The sequence below is a fragment of the Streptomyces sp. TRM64462 genome (genome assembly GCF_013362995.1).
Taxonomy (GTDB): domain Bacteria; phylum Actinomycetota; class Actinomycetes; order Streptomycetales; family Streptomycetaceae; genus Streptomyces.
Genome location: NZ_JABWDV010000173.1, coordinates 21,005 through 40,086, shown reverse-complemented (window position 1 = coordinate 40,086; position 19,082 = coordinate 21,005). Strand labels below are relative to the sequence as shown.

Here is a 19,082-nt window from a genome sequence, read left to right as displayed (position 1 = left end):
TCGTCACATCCTGAACACGCCGAAACGTGTCTCCTGCTGGGGGGCGTCCGCGGCGGTCGCCAGACAGAGCGTCAGCCATTCACGGGTATCGGTCGGGTCCACCACGGCGTCCACCCACAACCTGGCGGCGTAATACAGCGGATGGGACTGCCGTTCGTACGTCTCGATGATGGGGCGCCTGATCGACTCCTCCTCCTCGGCGGACAGGGTCCTGCCCTCCTTGGCGAGCTGATCGCCGCGGATCAGCGCCATCACCGTCGCGGTCTGTTCCGCGCCGACGGCGGTGGACTTGGCGTTCGGCCACATGGCCATCAGCCGGGGACCCATCGACCTACCGCACATGGCGAAGTTGCCCGCCCCGAAGCTGCCGCCGACCACCAGGCTGAACTTGGGCACCTTGGCGCACGAGACGGCGTTGACGAGCTTCGCGCCGTGCTTGGCGATGCCGTCGGCCTCGTACTCGGCGCCGACCATGAAACCGTTGATGTTGTGCAGGAAAAGCAGCGGGATGTCGCGCTGGGCGCATAGTTCGATGAAGTTCGCGCCCTTCTGCGCGCTTTCCGGGAAGAGCACACCGTCGTTGATCACCACACCGACCGGGTAGCCGCCGATGTGGCCGGTGCCGCAGACGAGGGTCGGGCCGTACCGGGCGCGGTACTCGGCGAACTCGCTGCCGTCGAGCAGCCGCGCAAGGATCTCGCGGGCCGGAATGTGCTCGCGCAGATCGGCGCTCAGGATGCCGGGCAGCTCGGCCGGGTCGTACAGAGGTGGCCTGGGGGGCCGCGGTGGCGGCGACACCGTGCCGGGCCCGGTGCGCCGCACGATGTCCCGTACCAGCTCCAGGGCGTGTTCGTCGTTCTCGGCCAGGTGATCGGCGACGCCGGTGACCCGCGTGTGCAGATCCGCGCCACCGAGGGTCTCCGCGTCGACCACCTCACCGGTGGCCGCGCGGACCAGCTGGGGCCCGCCGAGGAAGATGGTGCCGTTGCCCCGGACGATGACCGCCTCGTCGCACATCGCGGGGATGTACGCGCCTCCGGCGGTGCACGAGCCCATGACGGCCGCGATCTGGGGCAGTCCGAGCGCCGACAGCTCGGCTATGTTCCGGAAGACGCGCCCCAGGTGGTACTCGTCGGGGAACAGGTCTTCCTGCAGCGGTAGATAGATGCCGCCCGAGTCGACCAGGTAGACGCAGGGCAGGCCGTTCTCGCGGGCGATCTTCTGGGCACGCAGGTGCTTCTGCACCGTGAGCGGGAAGTACGTGCCACCCTTCACGGTGGCGTCGTTGGCGAAGATCATGGCCGGTCGTCCGCCGACCACACCGATTCCGGTGATCAGCGCGGCCGAGGGGACCGGCTCGTCGTAGACATCGTGGCCGACCAGCTGCCCGATCTCCATGAACGGGGTGCCGAGGTCGAGCAGCTGGAAGACGCGTCGGCGTGCGGTGAGTTTGCCGCGTTCGGCATGGCGGCGGTGGGCTCGGGCGTCCCCGCCGGCGACGGCGGCCGCCCGCGCTTCGGCGATGATCTGCCGCTTGCGCTCGAAGGCTTCGGCATTGCGGTGAAACACCTCTGACGAGGTGTCGATGTGGGAGCGAAGAATCGTCATCGGTCTCTGGTCAGGTCGTGCTTCGGTCGGTAGCGGCCGCTGCGCGCTGTACGGAGGCGTCACGGCGTACGAGGGCGTAGGCCAGGGCGCTGAGCGCGGCGGCGACGCCAGCCCAGGCGAGGTTGGCGTGCAGCAGAGCCGCGAACGTCGCCACCACGCCGGCGATCGACTGGGCCAGGAACCCGCACAGTGCGACGGCATAGGCGCCGTGGTCCTTCACGGCGGTCACCGCGACGGCCATGCTGCTGGGAAACAGCGCCGCCTGCCCGAAGGTGATGGCGCAGTACAGGGCGGTGAACACCACGAGCGCGGCCGGCAGCGGTACGGACGGCAGCAGCCACAAGGCGACCAGCAGGAGGCCGGAGCCCGTCATGATCAGGGCGCCGATCCGCATCAGCCGGCTCGACCCGGCCGAGGCGACGAGCCGGTTCACCATGACCGCGCCCGCGAAGTACGCCAGCCCGAACAGCAACCCGATGTTGCCGTACGCGTCCACACTCAGGTCGAAATGGTCCTGGAAGACGAAGGGCGCGACCTCCTGGAGGAGGACGATCGTGGCGAAGCCGAGCCCGCCGGCGACGGTGGGCAGCAGGAACGCCGGAACGGTCAGGATGCGGAGGTAGATCCGGATCATGTTCGTCTGCTCGGCGCGCCCCTGACCGGGGTCCAGAGGCAGCGTGGCCGCCCCGATCGCACCGACGGCTCCGACCACGGCCAGCACGACGAAACCCGCCTGCCAGTGGGCATATGTGCCGATGAGGCCGCCGAGGAACTGGCCGCCGCCCAGGGCGGTGACGAAGGCGATCGACAGCACCGACAGCCGACGGGCGAGCGCGTCGCCGCCGCCGAGGTCGCGTACGAAGATGCGGGCGATGATGGCCGCGCCGCCTGCGCCGACGCCCTGCACGGCGCGCAGGACCAGCAGGGCCTCGGCGGAGGAGTTCACCGCCAGCAGGGCGCTGGAGGCGACGAACAGCGCGAGCGCGGCGAGCACCGAGGCACGGCGCCCGTACCGGTCCGCCGCACGCCCCCACAGCACCACGGGCGCCGCGGCACCGATGACGAAGAGAGACACGGACAGCGCGGCGAAGCTGCGGGAGATGCCCAGATCGTGCTGGACCGCCGGGAGGGACGGCAGATAGATGGTCGTGGCCATCTGTGCCATGAACACCAGCAGACAGCCGACGGCCATCGTGCGGCGCTCCGGCCTGCGGCGCTCCGGCCTGGGAGCAGGCACGTCGGGCGGCGCCTCAGCCGTCCGGGACGCACCCTTGGACAGGTCCTCAGACATGCTGGTCCCGCAGTTCCTTGAGCTGCCGGCAGAAGTCCTCGATCTCGGCAGTGCTCATGTTCGCGCGGAGCATCAGCCGCAGGCCGGCCTTTCCGCGGGCGATGACGGGGAAGAAGATCGGAGAGGCGTAATAGCCGCGCTCCAGCAGCGCCTGCGCCAGGCGGACGGTCGCGTCCTCGGAGCCGATGTCCACGAAGCGGATCGGCAGTCCGTCGCCGCTCAGCCCGGTCGGGAGCAGGCTGTCGAAGAGGTCGACGTTCCGCTGGAGTCGGCGCTGGAGCGCCGGGAGCTCGTCCGAGCGGTGCAGCTCGACCGAGGCCAGCACGGCGCCGAGGCCTGCGGTGTTGATCCGCTGCGACCACATCAGCGGGCCGCCGTTGCGCAGGGCGATGTCGCGCCGGTCCTGCGAACCCTTGCGGCCGAGGAAGATCGCGCCGCCCGAGGCGCCGAAGCCCTTGTTGAGGGACGTGATGATCAGAGTCCGGTCGTTGATCCGGCCCATGGCCTCCAGGACCGCGCCCCGGCCCCGCTCGCCGACGGTGGAGATGCCGTGGGCCTCGTCGAAGAACAGGAACAGGCCGTACTTCTCCTGGAGCCGGAGCAGCTCCTCGATCGGCGCCTTCCCGCCGGTGCTGTACACACCATCGGCGATGTAGGCGACCCGGGGGTGCTTCTTGCAGAGGTCCTCGAGGGCCTCGATGTCGTTGTGCCGGATGGTGGTGAGCGGGGCTTCGTCGGCGACGTTCGGCTTCATCGCGTTGAGGCAGAAGTGCGCGTTCTTGTCGAAGACCATCAGCGGCGGCTCGCCGCCGGTGAGGAGGCCCGATGCGAGCAGGGGCAGGCTCGCCCAGGCCGCCGCGGCGCAGGAGGCCACGGTCACGGCCTCCACGTCGAACAGCTCCGACAGGGCGTCCTCGGCGTCCTTCAGCGCGGCGAAACGTATCCGCATGCGGGACGTCGAGGTGTTGAGCGCGCCTTCCGCCAGCATGGCGTCGACCGCGCCCTGGACGATCTTCGGGTGGGTGTCCAGGCCGAGGTACGAGTACGAGGACATGTTGACGAACTCGTGCCCGTCGGCGAGCGACCGGTGGCGCCCCTCGCTCAGACCGGCCGCGACGATATCGAACATGCCGGCCTTGGTGGTGGTCTCCCAGAAGTCGTGGCTGATCCGCGCCGACTTCTTGATGTTCATATACGTATGCACGCGTGTGCTCCTGAAATCCGTGGGCTGGACTGAGTGCTGTCCCGCGAGCTATGCGTACGCATAGAATCCGCGGCCGGTCTTTCTACCGAGGAGGCCGGATTCCACCATGCGCGAGAGCAGTGACGGCGGAGCGTAGAGAGGCTCCTTGAATTCCTCGTACAGGGAGTCGGCGGCCGCCGCGACGACATCGAGACCGATGAGATCGCACAGCCGCAGGGGACCCATGGGATGGGCGCAGCCGCGTTCCATTCCGCGGTCGACGTGCTCGACCGACGCGAAGCCCGACTCGACCATGCGGACGGCCGACAGCAGGTAGGGGACGAGCAGTGCGTTGACCACGAAACCGCTGCGGTCCCCGGCTGGGATCGGGTCCTTGCCGAGCGTCTCGGCGACGAAGGTCTCCGCGCGCCGGAGGACACCCGGGTCGGTGAGCAGTGTCGAGACCAGTTCCACCAGAGGCAACGAGACGACCGGGTTGAAGAAGTGCATCCCGATCAGCCGATTCGGGTGTGCCGTGGCACGCGCCAGCCGGGTGATGGTGATCGCCGAGGTCGTCGAGGCCAGCACCGCGTCCGTGTGCACGACCTTGTCGAGCGCGGTGAACAGGTCGAGCTTGAGCTCCTCGTTCTCCGGGACGGCCTCGATCACGAGCTGGCGGTCGCTCAGGTCCGCCAGGTCCGCGGTGACGGAGATCCTGGACAGCGCCGCGTCCCGTTCCTTCTCGGAAAGTCGGCCCTTGGCGACCCCGCGGTCCAGGGCCGCCGCGAGGCGGCGGGGTGCGGAGACCAGCGAGGACTCCCGGGAGACCGCGAGCCGGACGTCCAGGCCGCGCAGGGCGCACAGCTCGACGATGCCGGCGCCCATGGTGCCCGAGCCGACCACGCCGACGCGCCGGATCGGGCGGCCAGTGGGGTCCGGTCGTACGGCATTTTCGCGGGCGGCGTCCTCGCTCTGGGCGGCGCCCCAGACGCCGTGTCCCAGGAATGACTTCTCGATGTTCGTGAACGCCCGCAAAGCCGATCTCCGGATTCTCTCTCGACAGGACGGCCTGAACCCGTCCCGGCGCATCGAGAAAACCCGCAAGCGGTTCCCGGTGTCAACGCCTGTCAACCGGCAAAGATTTGCCGGTACTGGAATCGGTGCACCGGCAATTCTTTGCCGGTCATCGGGTATTGATTCCCGGGGTTGCGGTGGCGTGTAATCAGTCGTCGCCGGCCGGGGACGACGGCGCGTCCCCGAGAACGACGAATCGCAGGCCCGGGTGTCCGGCGGGCAGCAGGACCTGTGTCACCACGTCGATGACGACGGGCGCGATGTGCGGAAGGTGCAGCCGGAAGCGGTGGCCGTCCCGGTTGCCGACGATGCACGTCCGCTCTCCCCACAGGCGTCGGCAGGTGGGGTCCTGGAGGATCTCGTGCAGCAGCTCCGAGAGCCCCGGCTCGTCCGGGCGCTCGGCCATGGCGAAACGGATCATGGCCAAGTAGATGTACGCGTGCCGGGTCCAGTCCACGAGCTGCTCACGGGCCTCTTGGGTCGTCAGCCCCCAGCGGATGAGGTTGGCGTCCTGGGCGAGGACCCAGGGAAACCACTCGGCCATGGCGCGGTTGTACGCGACGATGTCCCAGCGGGTGTCGGTCACGTAGGCGGGGCGCGGCATCTGCCGGTCGACCAGCTGCTGGAGGGCGGGCAGGTCGTCCGGGTGCTCGGCGTGCGGCCGGGTCGCGTACGGGGTGCCACCGAAGGCGTGGAAGTGCAGCGCCGCGCGTTCGTCCGCGTCGAGGCCCAGGATGTCCGCCAGGCGGGACAGCACGCGAGGGTCGAGGCGCGGAATCGTTCCGCGTTCCAGGTCGCGGTACCAGCGCTCGCTCATGCCGATATCGGCGGCAACCTCGACCTGGGGCAGGGGGGCGCCGAGTCCGCGCCGCTGCCCGGCGCGGGCGCGCCAGCTCCGCAGGAGGGCCGCGAGTCCCGCTACGTCCACCGGGTCCGGCCCACCGGGGTCCTGGCCAGGACTCAGTCCGGTACCGCGTTCCTGGCCACGCATTCGACACTTCCCCCTACAGTTGCTCAAAGCAGTGCGATGTTACTGGAACGTACGAACTGCCAGAGGGGCCACTGCGCGCTCGTGAACCGTCCCATGTCTGATAGAGCCTCAGACGTGTCCTACGTGGTGAGGCGGTCGCTGAGGCCGCCATGGGGCGGGTGCGCGGAGCTGGATTGTTCCGGACGGATTGTGGGAGATCGATCTCGATGTAGCAGGTGGTCGTGCGGTGTAGGGGGGCGTCCTTCCCGCCGCTGCAGCACTTCCCGGTTCCACCGCACGCCCCCTGTCCGGCCCGGACTGGAGCGGAAGAGGCCATGCTCGATCTACAGGAACCAGTCAGGGGCCTGATCCACTGAGTGGATCAGGCCCCTGACCTGGTATTTCGGCTGTCGGGGTGGCGGGATTTGAACCCACGACCTCTTCGTCCCGAATGAGGTTCGGCAGGGGGCGTCACCTGCGCCCTTCGATATCTGCGCAGGTCAGCGGGCTGGTGCATGTGGGTCTGCGTCGGCTTGGGGAGGGGGCTGGGAGAAGATCATCTCCCAGAATTCTCCCAGGGGGCTGCTCGTGCTCCGGTCGCTCCTTGCGAACGAGGCGTTGCAGACGCACCGTCGCTGGGCTCAGGCGCGCACGTTCGCCGAGCCGAGGCTCGGCGCGCACCATGACTTGAGGGAACGCAGGAACGATACCCGTGCGGTCCGGGATGGCTCAGTGCTGTGAGGGTGCCGGAACGGCGCCATCGTCGCTCCGGAACTGGCGGGAGGACTGTCCGTTCCGGGCCGTACTGAACGGAGGCTCAGACCGCCGCGGCATGGGCGGCGGCCGTCGTCCGCTTGGTGCGGACCTGGTGGAGCGGCCCCAACACGCTCTCCAAATGTTCTTACGAGGGTCCGGCAAGGGTCGTAGACGTTCTGACCTGCGGCGGAGCGTCCGGGGTGACCCGTCCGTACGGGGCCGGACGAAGGTGAATGGGGCCAGAACTGAGACCAACGTGTCAGGGCGTAGGCCACCGCATCAAGGGCCGGTGGCAGGCGATTCCTTGGCCTGAGTTGCAGTCGTGGCTTCTGCGTATGCCATGCCTGGGTGACACGGATGGGTGGTTCCGGGCATACGATCGTTACTTCACTGGGGGCGGGCGATCGGCTTCCGGGCCGGCAGTCGCCTCATCTTGTTGCATGAGGGGGTAGGTCTTGGCCACTTTGGGGCACATGAAGGAGCGCACGGTCGGCTTCTACGAAGTGGTGACCGTGAAGGACGGTGAGGCTAAGCGCATGCCTCAGTCGCTTGACTGGGATGCCACGTTGGCTGACCTGTCCAGGGTGCCCGTGTCGGGTCGCACGTTCGAGAGCGACTCGCAGCTGGTGGGCACGATCACCACACATCACATGCAGGACCACCTCCTGTTGCACCGCGTCAAGGACCCGGGCGAGTGGCTCTCGGTGATGAATTGGGACACCGGAGACCTTCGCGAGCTGGAGCAGAACGCGCACGAGGGCTACCTGGATACATCCGTCATCTGCTTCCTGCCGTTCGGAAACGTGATCGGCATCATGCAGGGCAGCCGTTCAGCGCCCAGCCATCGTGCCCTGGAGGCATGGCTGAACGGGGTTGGTTTCTTCCCAGGTACTCAGTTCGAGGTGCGACCCGTTGTCGCCCACGCCGAGATCGAACGCCTGAAGACAGCCACTGGCGCCAGCCGTGTTGAGATCAAGCTGATGGCCAACAAGATGGGCGCGCTGAGGGAGCGCAAGGGAGGTCTTGCACGAACCTTCCGCGTCGCTGGGGAGTCCTATGGTGAGATCAGCGTCACGATGATCATCTCGGTGCCTCGGGGTAAGGCGCTCCGCGAGCATCGGGAGATGCTTCTCGCGGATCTCGAAGAAATCTCAGATGTGGTGACTGGCGCGGAACTGGCGCGCGCCAAGCTGGTGTACAGCGATCCTGGCGGTCCAGAGCGGACACACTTGGTAGAGCTGGTCGAACATAACATCACGGCTAAAAGGCGCGTTCCGGCCACGGATGAGGAAGGCAACTCAATCCGGATCGTGTCAGCGGTGGATGCCATCCTGGGAGCAGCTGCCGAGCACGAGGACGCCCTGCGGCTGGCGGTGGACGCAGGGGACACGTGACCGCGGCGCGGACCATGGGGGGGGGACGTGAGCGTACGCGACACGATCGAGGACTTCTGGGCCGGTCACCTACGACTTGACTATCTGATCGCAGGGGTGGCTCTGGGCTCCCACATCCTCGTCATCCGGAGTACGGGTTCAGGGGACTGGCTCAGTTGGATTGACTCCTCGCAACGCACCGATCTGTATGCGGCAGCAGCAGGCTCGGTGTCTGCCATCGGTGGACTTAGTGCCATCGCCATCTCCCTATACACCGCGGCCAACGGTGATCGGCTGCGCGCAGTTCGCCTCCGTCATCACGCTGAGCTAAGGCGAAGCTGGCGCAGCTTGCTGCAGGCCACGGCAATATGCTGCCTTCTCCTGCTGACCTCGCTGTCTCTAGATCGAGACGCCGACCCGTTGTCAGCACGCTTCGTGTTTGAGTACGCGATGGCCTTCGCGGCGCTTAGATTCGCCCGGCTGATCTGGCTCTTTGACAGGGTCATGGGCCTGTCTGACGCGGATCTTACGGAACCCGCCCCACCTGCGATGCCGGTGAGGGATCCAGGCTGGGTGCAGCGCCGTCAGGCGAACTCCCCTTAAAAGGGGCGCACTTGCCGTGCAGCTCGAAGGAGTCGGCTGGAAGCGCGGTGACGCGGGGCTGCCGTTCCTTGACATCGGCGCTCGTGGGCGGTCGGCGGCAGGTTCATGGGTTCCGAGCCCCCACCATCGCTGCGCGGTGCCACAGTTGGTTGGTACGACTAGAGCTCGCGTAGGCCGGTCAGGACTCGTCCGATGAGCATGGGGGCAGCTTGCCGACCGCCGAAGCCGGGCTCACCCAGGGCGCTACTGGGACGAGCGGGAACCTCTGCCCAGACGATCTTCCCCGAGTGCGGGTGTGCGGGCGAGTAGCCCCAGCGGTTGGCCATGGTCTGGATGAGGACCAGTCCGCGGCCCCCGGTGGCGCTGGCGTCATGGGCGCGAGGTGTCGGCGGTCGTGGGTCGGGGTCACTGACCGCAAGGACGATGCCGCCGTCGGTGGGCCAGAGCATGAGCACGATTGTTCCGAGATCGGCGGACTCAGCGGCCGTTTCAGACGCCTTCATGGGGCGTGCGTGTCGGATCGCGTTGGTTGCCAGCTCCGAGATGAGGAGCCGGGCGACTTCTATGCCCTCGTCGGGGAAGCGCCAGCGCTGGAGGATGTCGACGGTGTGGCGGCGGGCCCAGGCGACGGCGTTGGGGGTGGCGGCGAGGGTCAGTTCGCTGATGGACGGTGGGACCTGGTTCATGCGGGTGGCTCCCTCGGCGGCGTGGCCGGGCGGGTGCGGCGCTTTGGAGTGGGTGGAGGCCCGCGAGGCCGGGACGGCTAGGGACGGGCGTTCTGGCCTCGCGGGCTTAAGGGGGCTACTTCGTGGCGACGACGTAGACGCTGCCCCAGCGGCGCTTGAGGTTGGCCATGGTCGGGTCGAAGGTCCAGGGCTCGACGCTGGTGAAGCCGGCCTCGGTGAAGAGCTGGACGAGCTTCTCGTGGTCGTACGCCCACAGGTGCGGGGTGTACGTGGGGTCGTCGTCCTGGTCGCGGAAGACGAGGTTGACGAGGTCGAGCTGCGTGTTGATGTCAGCGCGGCAGTCGCGCTTGGCGTACCAGCGGGCGATCGTCTCGTCGGTGGCGTCCAGGGGGCCGGGGTATTGGCTCAGGGCGAAGGCGGCGTCGGGGACGCCGGTGATGATCCGGCCGCCCGGGACGAGGACGCGGTGGGCCTCGCGGACGTAGTGCTTGGCCGAGCGCGGGTAGTCGATGTGCTCCAGGAAGTGCTCGGAGAAGATCTCGTCGGTGCTGTCGTCCTGGAGGGGGATGCCTTCGCGGATGTCCCAGAGGAGGTCGGCCGGCGGGACGAGGTCGATGTTGAAGAAGCCGTCGATGCGGTGGGCTCCGATCGCGGAAGCGTCCGTGGTCGTCGGCCTGGGTCAGCAGGCCGACGAATGTGCGCTCGGCGCTGAGGGTGACCGAGGCGAGGGACTCGGAGGCGAAGGCTTCGGGCTTGATGGTGCGGATGCGTGCCAAGTGAGGCGGTCCTCTCCTGGTGGCCGTGGGCCGGTGGTGCCCAGGGCTCACCGTCGTTCGTCGCCGGAAGCGGCGGAGCGGGGTGGGGGTTTGAGGTGGGAGCGGTGGCATCGACGGCTCTTGCACACGTTCCCGCGTGCTGATGGCCTGCCATGCATTTCCGGGTGTGTCGTCAACATATCCACACCTCGGCCGCACAAGTCCAGCCCTATCTCCCACGGCAGAAGCCGATTCGGGAAAGCGGTTGGTGATGCGGTGCCAAAACAGTAGGGCACGATCGCCGGTTGCCCAAATAGTTGCCCGACGGTGCGAGCCAGAAGCATCACATCGGCAAACCCTTGCCCACTCGCCGACGGGCAAGCTACAACACAACACCCCGGGTCACAGCACGTTCTTTACCCTCCCTTGGGTAGCGCTCGCTGTAACCCGACGAGTGCTGCTTCCGGCACGCGCCGCGGGAACATAGACGACGATCGCCGGTTCACCAAACCGGCGATTGCAAGGTACCAATGGAGATATGCCAGCACGTTCGCTAGAAATCGGTCCCGCAGGGGTACGAGCCGCCACGCCATCGAAATTCTCCGCACCCGCAGCGGCATTTCCCAGCGTCAACTCGCCGCCCGCTGCACCGCGCTCGGCCACCCCATGTCCAACACCACGGTGTCCCGCATCGAACGCGTCCAACGACGCTGCGACACCGACGACCTCGTCGCCATCGCCCAAGCCCTGCACGTGCCGCCCACCGCTCTCCTCCGCGAGCCCGCCCGCTCGTAGACCCGGCGACCGCCACATCCCTCAGCCCCGACCACGCCCAGCCACGTGGGGACGCCCAGCCCTGCGCCCCCGCCAGAAGGAAGAACCTCCTTGTCCCGACCCGCCATGCCTGCCGACCCCGCACCCTCGCCGCGTGCGACCGGCGGCGACGCACGCCTGCCACGCCTGTACCGCCCCGAAGAGATAGCCGACGTGCTCGGCTGCTCCGCCTGGTGGGTCAAGGACCGTGCCCGGCGGAGCCTCATCCCGCACACCCGCGTCGGCCGCGCGTACCGCTTCACCGCCGAACACCTCGCCGAGATCGTGCGCATGCACGAAGAGCGTCCGGCCCGGAATCCGCAGAGCCCCAGCAGCACTGCTGTGCCGACTCCGAAGCCTGCGGCGCGACAGCGCACCGAGACAGCCGTGCCCACGGCCCGTCTCACGGCCCGGCCACCGCGCCGCATGGTGAGGTCTCACTACGGAACCGCTGCTTAACGCAACCCCACACGACAGAAGGGAGGGAACTCAGTGGGGTACGCGGAGAAGCGCGGCGGCTACTGGCGCGGCCGGTACAAGATCGGGGACGGTAAGTACGGCACGGTTGCCGATCCCACGGGCGCCGTGGTCAAGTTCGCCACCAAGCGCGAGGCCAAGCAGGCCGCGGACGCGGAAGAGGTGAACGTTCGGCGTGGTCAGTGGCGGGATCCGGCGCTTGGCCAGGAGACCTTCGGCGAGTACGCCAGCCGTTGGTACGAGGCCCAGGACCTGGCTGCCTCGACGATGCAGAACTACAAGCGCCACATCGAGGAGCACCTGCTCCCCGAGTTCGAGGACAAGGCGCTCGCGGGCATCCTGCGCGCGGACGTCGCCGCCTGGGAGAAGAAGGAGAAGGCCGTGTACGCGGCCTCCAGCGTCAAGACCTGGCGCTCGACGCTCCACCTGATCTTCGAGGACGCGATCGACGAGGGCCTGATCGTGTCGAACCCGGCAGCCAGGCGACGCGGGCGCGGCAAGCGTGCCGGCCGCTCGCGCGACCGAGGCCCGAGAAGGTAGTCACCGACGCGCTCGGCATCCTGCTGACCGCCGAGCGGGCCGCTCTGCTCGCCGGCCGCGATGACGAGTTCGTCGCCGTCGTCCTCAAGGGCTACACGGGCAAGCGCTGGGGCGAGATCGTGGGCCTGGAGACCGAGTTCGTCCGGCCTGACGCGATCCGCGTCGAGTGGCAGCTGTACGAGCTGGACACCGGCGAGCTAGTGCGTTGCCCGCCCAAGGACGACAGCTACCGCACCATCGACTCGATGGACTGGCTGTCGGCCCTGGTCTTCGACCACATTGCCCGGACGAAGCCGGGACCCTGCCCCTGCCACGGCAAGACGTACGTCTTCCGAGGCCAGGGCGCCGCCCGCACCGGTGGCCACCAGGCCGCCAAGCTGGTCGACGTCGCTCGCTTGGCCGAGGTCTCCACAGGGACGGTGTCCAATGTCCTCAACCGCCCCGCCCGCGTCGCCGAAGCCACGCGGGCGCGCGTGGAGGAGGCCATCGCGGACCTGGGCTTCGTACGAGGCGGCACCGTGTCCGGCCACGCCTCCCATTGGCGCAGGAACGGTTTTGCGACCTGGCTGTTCACGCCGGCCGCCTCCGGCTGGTACCCGAAGAAGGCGCCGCAGGAGGCGCGCCCCGTGCCCATCCTTGGCGAGCCGTGGCCCGGCATCCCGGCACGAGGCCGAGGCGCCACTGACCGGGCCGACGCCTGCTGGCTCCCGATCGCCAAGGGCCTCACACCCCATGGCCTCCGGCACACCCACCGGACGATGATGGAGGATCTGGGCACGGAGAAGGTGCTCATGGATGAACGCATGGGCCACATCGACGGCTCGGTCTCCGCCCGCTACGCCCACGTCACCCCCGGCATGCGCCGGCGCCTCATGGCCGGCCTGACCGAGCAGTGGGAGGCGGCACTCGACGCTCGCTGGGCGATGTGGCCCGGTTCTCCGGTGCGTGTTCTCGACGACCAGCTCCTGCGGGCACGCGCTCCGCGCCGGCAGGCCGCGGTCTGAGGCCGGATCGGGCGCCGACCGGACTGCAACTCTTCTTTCCCGTGCCCTGCCAGTGCGGGCGGACGGGACGCGCGACCCCGTCCATCCGCGTCCCGGCACCGGCGGGAGCAAGGCTCCTTGCACGGCGGTGGCTGAGCCGGTCGAGTCGCCCAGAACGGCGAGCCCATGCTGCCTCCGCCGACGACGACGGAAGGCGCAGCCGGATGGGGACGCGGCGGAGGGCCGTCTCAGGTCACGCGTCGGCTCTGGTGTCGGGCTGACCGGAGGAGGACGGTGGCGGGAAGCCGTTCCAGTCCGACGGAGTCCCGGGCGGTTCCCAGTGTTTCCCGGGTCAGTAGTGTCAGTGTGTCCGCCGGATCCGCATGTGCGTCCAGCAGGAGTCGTACGCGCACCGCGGGCGCAGTGCGACGGCCCGTCAGGTGCGCGTGGGCGCGTGATACTCCGTCCAGCGTCTCTGCCTCAGCCGCCATGACGTGTTCGAGTGCCTGCCTCCGTAGCCGCGCCGTCTCTCCGTCGCCCGTGTCGACGAGGACCTCGGGGACCCGGTGTCGGCGCAGCTGTGCCAGGAGCCACCACAGCAGGAGCAGCAACAGCAGACCGAGGACGGCGATGACGGTGGGCCACCACCATCCGTCGTCGCGGAACCGTGTGCGCTCCTGGGGGGTGAGCAGCACGTCGTGGGGACCGGTGAAGGGCCACCAGGCGGGCAGGGAGAACGTCCAGCGTCGTGGGAGATCGAGCCCGGAGAGCAGCACGCCGCCCCCCACGGCGAGCAGGGCGAGTCCGGTCAGTGCCAGCAGCACCCGGTTGGCGATTCTGGTCATGCCCTGAGGTCACCTCTTCCTGGGCCGCCGGACGCGTACGGACACCTTGGGCTGCTTGGCGAGTCCGAGCCGCCTGATGCCGTCGGTGAGGGCCGTGTCCAGATCGGCCAGGACCTCGTCGAGATCTCGGAAGTGCGCCTGGGCTCGGGCGGTGACCCTGCGGCGTTTCACGTCGATGCGTGCCGCCTGGACACCGGGCACGCGCATGGCCCGGTCGCGGAGTACCAGGGCCGCCGCGGAACGTGCCAGCCCGGCGTGTACGTCCACGCCGCCCTGTACTCCTCCGGGGCGCCGCATCGGCAGCAGTGATCGCAGTCCTGGGGTCACCGCGAGGACGACCAGCCACAGTCCGAGGAGCATCGCTCCCGTGGCACCGACGATCATCCAGGTGTCGTCCAGGGGCCGGGTGGCCAGTTCGGTGGCCAGCGTGCGCCGCCAGCGCATCGCCGGGCGGCCGGCCCGTACGGCTGCCACGTCATACAAGAGGAGTCCGGTGCCCGCGGCCGCGAGCAGGGCGGTGATCCCGGCGGGGACCCGCCGCCCTGACCAGAAGCGGTGGGCGCCCCGGTCGGCGTCTCCCACCGATGTCGCGGCTGCTCCAGGTTGTGGGTGTGCCGTGCCCGCGGCGGACAGCTCTCCGCCGGGAGGAAGGCCGCCGGGCTGGGGAGGCGTCCGCAGCGGGCCGGACTCGGGCTCGGTTCCGCTCATCGCACCCCGCCCTCGCCCGCCCCGGGACCGGACGCGGCGTGCAACCGTTCGACCGTGACACCGACATGAGCCACGTCCATGCCCGCCAGCGTGTGCACTCGTTCGGTCACGACGCGGCGCACCGCCCCGCACTGCCTGCCGATGTCGCAGGGATAGCGCAGTTCCACGGCGACGTGTACCCGTGCCTCGCCGAGCACGGGCCCTTCATCGGAGGCCCGCTCGGCGCCTCGCTCGGCCGTACCGCGTCCGGCTGCCGGACGGACCGACACGGACGCCCGCGCTGTGGTGTGCGCGACAGGCCCCTGCCTGGTCCCGCGAAGCTCACCCAGTGCCTCTCTGGCGGCGTGTGAGGCGATCTTGGTGATGACTCGATCGCTGATCCGAATCGCGCCCCGCTCCCGCGGCGGCACCGCCTCATCAGCGGGTTCGGGCGGCGCCACGGGTCATCGCCGCCGGTCGCCGTGCTCGCGGGCACGGAAGAAGTCGCCGAGCTCCCAGTCGCCGTCGGCGAACCGCCCGGCGACGAACCCGACGGCACCCAGCGCCGCCACCAGCAAGAACGCGCCGAAGCCGCCGAAGTATCCAGCGAAGCCCAGCGCCATGCCGGCGATCAGGCCGACCACGGCCATGCTCATCCCGCGCCCCTTCCCGTCGTCGCCCACCGGTGCACGGCTACTCGACCCGCCGCTCGGCTTCTTCGTCTTCCTCGTCGGGCAGATGGACATCACTGACCGCGATGTTGACCTCGACGACTTCCAGCCCGGCCATCTGCTCGATGGCGGTGATCACGTTCTGCCTGACCTCGCCCGCGACATCCACGATCGGAACGCCGTACTCGACGACGATCTCCAGGTCGACCGCGGCCTGGACCTCACCGACCTCGACCTTCACCCCGCTGGTGACGGACTTGCCGCCGGCGCCGGGCATACGCTCCCGCATGACCCCCACGCCACGGGCGAACCCGCCGCCCATCGCGTGGACGCCCGGCACATCCCGGGCGGCCATCCCGGCGATCTTCGCCACCACACCGTCGGCGATCGTGGTTCGGCCACGCGCACCCGGATCCTTCCCGTGGCGCACCTCAACGCCCTTACCGCCACGCTCACCTGCCGGGTCGACGCGGGCGGTCTCGGGCCGGTTCGGCTGTCCGGTATCCGTCATCTTCGGTCACCTCTCCTCGTACCGAGGCACTTGTCGCCTGCCGGGCCTCTTCCTCGACGTTAACGGCGAGCCCCCGACCTCGCTCGCTCAAGCGGCGTGTGAGTGATGCCCCCTGAGCGGAGACGGTGACTGTGTGGCCGGGCGGACTGCCTCTATCGGACACGGGGCCCGCGGCGGTGCCCCACACGTGTTCTGAGGAGGACCAGGGCGACGATGAAGACCGCCACCCCGATGATCAGTAGGTAGAGCATGCCCTCGGCGAGTACCCCGATGAAACCGAGCACGACCGCCACGAGGAGCAGCAGCAGAAAGAGCGCCATGTCGACCTCCCGGTGTCAGTGGCGGGCCGGTCACCGTCCGCTGACGCGGGGACGGCGGGACGATGACGCAACGGCCCCGGCGTGTACACACCGGGGCCGCCCTTCCGGGTCGTTGCACGTGAGCGTGCACCGGCCCACTCACCAGACTATGCCCGGGGTGTGCTTCAGGCCACATGGGACGACACGGCCGTCATGCGGCCGAGCGGCACCGTGTCAGCCATGCTGCCGCTCCTCGGTCTCGACGAACCGGATTCCTTGATGCGTCAGCGTGACCATCGCGGGTGTGTTTTTCCGTGCCCCTCGGACATGGCGAGGTCCTCGCGCAGCTTCACCCCCGTGAGAGGCCGAGGAGGCGATTGCCTTCGACGGCCTCGTACCGGGTCTTCATGATCGTCTCGCGGTAGTGCTTCCGCTCGTGCAGTGCCGTCATGGCCGCCTACCTCTCGTGCCGGCACTGGCGGAAACCTGCACGGCCGGGGCGGCGTCCTTCTTCCCCTCTGGGGGCCGACGCCTCAGATCTCGCCCGGCTGTGCGTGATCGTCCCGCGAGGACTGGCTGGTCACCAGCCAGGAGCGCACCGGCTCCGCCGTGTGCGTGGTGTCCACGGTGAGGTGGAGCCGTGTTCCGCCGTCGGTGCCCGCCGGATACCTGCGCGCCTCGGTGGCGGCGAAGCAACGGCGGAGCACCTCCGCGACATGGCGGGCAGCCTCCGGGGTCGCGGCGACGATACGAACCTCCGCGTGTCCGGCCGACGGCAGTTCCGATGCCTCCATGATCACCTCTCGTTCCCTTCGTACCTTCAAGACGGTGTGCGTCAGGGGCGATGCGTCGGTGGGGGCGACGGCCGTCGTCTCATGCCCATCGCCCCGGCCGGAAGCAGTCCGGCGCCTTCAGCGGTCCGTTCTCGGTGCTCACGGCGTGTGGTGTCGGCAGGAGAGCCCTCAGGCGCGGTCGCGCGCGCACCCTTCTGGAGCCGCCGGCCGACTCCTGGTAGGGCGTCGCTGTAGCGGAATGCCCCGATCCGCTCGGCATGCTGCTCGTTGAGCCGGTGGATCACGAACATTCCCGCGGCGATCACGGCGATGACCACGGCGACGGTGACGACTGTCTCCACGTCCTCACCTCCCCCTCCGGGCGGAACTCAGCCCGGACGCGGACCCGGCCGCCGAGGCGGCTCCGCCCTCGGTCTCCCATTCCTCTTCCAGGTTCCGGGCGTCTGTCGCGTCGTGGCTCATGGCCTCGTCGGCCAGCAGACCGCTTGCGGTGCGGCTATTTCCCGGAGCGGCTGCGGCGGCCATCAGCCGGGCGGCGGCAGACGGCTCCGTCTCCGGTGGGATCACCAGCAGGTCCAGGCGGCCGACCGTGTAGGAGAGGAGGATCAGTGTGTGCGGGTCCTGCTCGTCGGCGAACCAGCCGACGTGCACGGTGTGCCCGGTGACCGGTACCTTGCGCGGGATCACGGGCCAGTGGGCCGGGTTCACGGTCACGCGGGTGATCCGACCCCAGCGCGCGTCCAGCACGTCCGTGAGAGCGGGGATCTCCCGGAGGAGATCACGGGAACGGGGCCACCAGGCACCGTCCAGGCGCCCTGGAGCCGAGCCCCTCGGGGCCAGGGAGAGCCTGGCTGATGTTGAGGACGGGCGCTGTTGGGTGATCGTAGGTTCGATGGGCGCGGCCATGGCGCGGACCTGTCCCCGGGCTTCGTCTGCGACGGCCCGGTGCTGTCGCTCACCGGGAACGACACCAGCATGGGCGCGGTGCGCGAAGTGCTCCCGGTACCTTCACTCTACGCCGCCCCCGAGCCCTCAGGGCGTGCGCGGAGCAGGCACTCGCCCAAGGGGCCCCGCGTCCGGACCGCCGGCAAGCGCGGCCGAGACGGCGGCAGACGGCGTACGGTGAGAGGACGAGGTCACCTCGTTCGGCGGACATACCCGATCCCGCAGACGAGCGGAGACGCGATGACCGAATCGGAAGCACCCCGCGACCCCAGGCTCCTGCCGGGCGCGGTCCATCAAGCCGCACCCGGGACGGTTCTTCTGCGGCTGGAGACGACGCGATCCCGCGAAGGCAACCTCGACGGCGCGTGGTGGCCACGTTCCCGCGACGTCGGCGCCGAGCTGCCCGGCCTCATCCACGTGCTGACCGGGTACCTCGGCCCTGTCACGCGCGTCGGCCTGGACGCCACCGCCTGGGATGGACTCCCCACGCGCTTGGTCATCGATGATCAGCTGGTCCACATCGACTCCTTCGTGGTCGGTGACGACACCATCCTGATCACCCGAGGCGAACGGGTCCACTTCTCCCTTCTGGTGGTCCCGCCGCACGCGACGCCCGACGCAGCCCGGGCCGCCATGGCCCGAGCCATCCGCGCCGACAACGTCACCCAGGCCGAACAGATCCTCGTCGACACCGGCACCCACCGGCCCCACCCCGTTCCCGCGGAGGCTCCTCAGACCGGCCAGGAAGGCCCAGAGCCCCAGGAATGACGTCTGCGTGTACGGGCGCCAGTACTCCATCATCAACGTGCCGCAGATCGCGCGAGGACGCCCGCCGGCCACCGAGGATTGTCCTCATCGTCGTTGCTGGCCGGTACCAGCAACTGCCGCTCGGCCGGGGCCGAATCGGCTGCTGGAGTTCACGAACGCGCAGATGCCCGTCGCTAACCCGGGACCTGTCGCGCCTGCATCGCGACCAGGTGCTGGGAGTAGTCGGTCAAGCTCTTCTCCCGGATTTCTCCCAAACGATCTCCAGGAACGATTCAGGGGCCTGATCCACTGAGTGGATCAGGCCCCTGACCTGGTACTTCGGCTGTCGGGGTGGCGGGATTTGAACCCACGACCTCTTCGTCCCGAACGAAGCGCGCTGCCAAGCTGCGCTACACCCCGATGTCGCCGGTGTCCTGGCGACGACGTTTACTTTAGCCCACCGGCGGCCGG

The 19,082-nt window shown here is 69.0% G+C and carries 19 protein-coding genes, 1 tRNA gene and 3 pseudogenes; 6 read left to right on the top strand and 17 right to left on the bottom strand.

Features of this window, described 5'->3' with window-relative positions; genetic code table 11:
- Window positions 1–3 precede the first annotated feature (3 nt).
- The 5 genes from HTZ82_RS07960 to HTZ82_RS07940 form a co-directional block, all read right to left on the bottom strand.
- On the bottom strand, window positions 4–1,608 hold the full coding sequence (locus HTZ82_RS07960; RefSeq protein WP_175408585.1) for a carboxyl transferase domain-containing protein: 1,605 nt from the start codon (window positions 1,606–1,608) through the stop codon (window positions 4–6).
- A 10-nt stretch (window positions 1,609–1,618) separates the two neighbouring features.
- Entirely contained in the window at window positions 1,619–2,899 is a 1,281-nt protein-coding gene (locus tag HTZ82_RS07955; protein ID WP_254711701.1) for an MFS transporter, read from the bottom strand.
- The gene (locus HTZ82_RS07950) at window positions 2,892–4,103 is read right to left on the bottom strand and encodes an aminotransferase class I/II-fold pyridoxal phosphate-dependent enzyme (RefSeq protein WP_175408584.1); all 1,212 of its coding nucleotides are present in this window, start codon (window positions 4,101–4,103) and stop codon (window positions 2,892–2,894) included. Before HTZ82_RS07950 ends, HTZ82_RS07955 begins: the two co-directional genes overlap by 8 nt.
- 48 nt (window positions 4,104–4,151) lie before the next feature.
- On the bottom strand, window positions 4,152–5,117 hold the full coding sequence (locus HTZ82_RS07945; protein ID WP_302852215.1) for a 3-hydroxybutyryl-CoA dehydrogenase: 966 nt from the start codon (window positions 5,115–5,117) through the stop codon (window positions 4,152–4,154).
- A gap of 187 nt (window positions 5,118–5,304) precedes the next feature.
- Entirely contained in the window at window positions 5,305–6,084 is a 780-nt protein-coding gene (locus HTZ82_RS07940; protein WP_309235366.1) for a helix-turn-helix transcriptional regulator, read from the bottom strand.
- A gap of 1,271 nt (window positions 6,085–7,355) precedes the next feature.
- Between HTZ82_RS07940 and HTZ82_RS07935 the strand changes: the two genes are divergently transcribed.
- The gene (locus tag HTZ82_RS07935; protein ID WP_254711700.1) at window positions 7,356–8,276 is read left to right on the top strand and encodes a hypothetical protein; all 921 of its coding nucleotides are present in this window, start codon (window positions 7,356–7,358) and stop codon (window positions 8,274–8,276) included.
- A gap of 27 nt (window positions 8,277–8,303) precedes the next feature.
- Window positions 8,304–8,858, top strand: coding sequence for a hypothetical protein (locus tag HTZ82_RS07930; protein ID WP_175408581.1), 555 nt, complete (start codon window positions 8,304–8,306; stop codon window positions 8,856–8,858).
- Between the two features lie 158 nt (window positions 8,859–9,016).
- On the opposite strand, the gene HTZ82_RS07925 is transcribed toward HTZ82_RS07930, so the two are convergent.
- Together HTZ82_RS07925 and HTZ82_RS07920 are read right to left on the bottom strand one after the other, a co-directional pair.
- Window positions 9,017–9,544: an anti-sigma regulatory factor gene (locus HTZ82_RS07925; RefSeq protein ID WP_175408580.1), complete on the bottom strand. Its 528-nt coding sequence runs from the start codon at window positions 9,542–9,544 to the stop codon at window positions 9,017–9,019.
- A gap of 115 nt (window positions 9,545–9,659) precedes the next feature.
- Window positions 9,660–10,190: pseudogene (locus HTZ82_RS07920) on the bottom strand (methyltransferase domain-containing protein); the annotation flags it as partial.
- Window positions 10,191–10,837: 647 nt separating this feature from the next.
- On the opposite strand from HTZ82_RS07920, the pseudogene HTZ82_RS33050 reads away from it, so the two are divergent.
- The 3 genes and pseudogenes from HTZ82_RS33050 to HTZ82_RS07910 all read left to right on the top strand — a co-directional run bounded on the left by HTZ82_RS33050 (window position 10,838) and on the right by HTZ82_RS07910 (window position 13,133).
- A pseudogene (locus HTZ82_RS33050) lies at window positions 10,838–11,094 on the top strand (helix-turn-helix domain-containing protein).
- A gap of 105 nt (window positions 11,095–11,199) precedes the next feature.
- Entirely contained in the window at window positions 11,200–11,571 is a 372-nt protein-coding gene (locus HTZ82_RS32055) for a helix-turn-helix domain-containing protein (RefSeq protein WP_254711706.1), read from the top strand.
- A 33-nt stretch (window positions 11,572–11,604) separates the two neighbouring features.
- Window positions 11,605–13,133 (top strand): annotated as a pseudogene (locus HTZ82_RS07910) (LacI family DNA-binding transcriptional regulator).
- Between the two features lie 227 nt (window positions 13,134–13,360).
- Here the strand turns inward: HTZ82_RS07910 and amaP are convergent.
- The 9 genes from amaP to HTZ82_RS07860 form a co-directional block, all read right to left on the bottom strand.
- Entirely contained in the window at window positions 13,361–13,957 is a 597-nt protein-coding gene (gene amaP / locus HTZ82_RS07905) for an alkaline shock response membrane anchor protein AmaP (RefSeq protein ID WP_175408579.1), read from the bottom strand.
- A 9-nt stretch (window positions 13,958–13,966) separates the two neighbouring features.
- Window positions 13,967–14,665: a DUF6286 domain-containing protein gene (locus HTZ82_RS07900; RefSeq protein ID WP_217623791.1), complete on the bottom strand. Its 699-nt coding sequence runs from the start codon at window positions 14,663–14,665 to the stop codon at window positions 13,967–13,969.
- Window positions 14,662–15,075: an Asp23/Gls24 family envelope stress response protein gene (locus HTZ82_RS07895; protein ID WP_309235369.1), complete on the bottom strand. Its 414-nt coding sequence runs from the start codon at window positions 15,073–15,075 to the stop codon at window positions 14,662–14,664. Before HTZ82_RS07895 ends, HTZ82_RS07900 begins: the two co-directional genes overlap by 4 nt.
- A gap of 33 nt (window positions 15,076–15,108) precedes the next feature.
- On the bottom strand, window positions 15,109–15,300 hold the full coding sequence (locus tag HTZ82_RS07890) for a hypothetical protein (RefSeq protein ID WP_175408577.1): 192 nt from the start codon (window positions 15,298–15,300) through the stop codon (window positions 15,109–15,111).
- Window positions 15,301–15,337: 37 nt separating this feature from the next.
- The gene (locus tag HTZ82_RS07885; RefSeq protein ID WP_175408576.1) at window positions 15,338–15,826 is read right to left on the bottom strand and encodes an Asp23/Gls24 family envelope stress response protein; all 489 of its coding nucleotides are present in this window, start codon (window positions 15,824–15,826) and stop codon (window positions 15,338–15,340) included.
- Between the two features lie 152 nt (window positions 15,827–15,978).
- Window positions 15,979–16,146, bottom strand: coding sequence for a hypothetical protein (locus HTZ82_RS07880; RefSeq protein WP_175408575.1), 168 nt, complete (start codon window positions 16,144–16,146; stop codon window positions 15,979–15,981).
- 512 nt (window positions 16,147–16,658) lie between these two features.
- Window positions 16,659–16,919 (bottom strand): hypothetical protein, encoded by a 261-nt coding sequence (locus HTZ82_RS07870; RefSeq protein WP_175408574.1) that lies wholly within the window; start codon window positions 16,917–16,919, stop codon window positions 16,659–16,661.
- A 41-nt stretch (window positions 16,920–16,960) separates the two neighbouring features.
- Window positions 16,961–17,260 carry a hypothetical protein gene (locus tag HTZ82_RS07865; protein WP_175408554.1) on the bottom strand — a complete coding sequence of 100 codons (300 nt, stop codon included), beginning with the start codon at window positions 17,258–17,260 and terminating at the stop codon, window positions 16,961–16,963.
- 4 nt (window positions 17,261–17,264) lie between these two features.
- Window positions 17,265–17,825, bottom strand: coding sequence for a DUF5994 family protein (locus HTZ82_RS07860; protein ID WP_175408573.1), 561 nt, complete (start codon window positions 17,823–17,825; stop codon window positions 17,265–17,267).
- A gap of 279 nt (window positions 17,826–18,104) precedes the next feature.
- Between HTZ82_RS07860 and HTZ82_RS07855 the strand changes: the two genes are divergently transcribed.
- Window positions 18,105–18,632, top strand: a complete 528-nt coding sequence (locus HTZ82_RS07855) for a DUF5994 family protein (protein ID WP_175408572.1) — start codon at window positions 18,105–18,107, stop codon at window positions 18,630–18,632.
- Between the two features lie 325 nt (window positions 18,633–18,957).
- On the opposite strand, the gene HTZ82_RS07850 is transcribed toward HTZ82_RS07855, so the two are convergent.
- A tRNA-Pro gene (locus HTZ82_RS07850) sits at window positions 18,958–19,031 on the bottom strand.
- Between the last annotated feature and the right edge of the window lie 51 nt (window positions 19,032–19,082).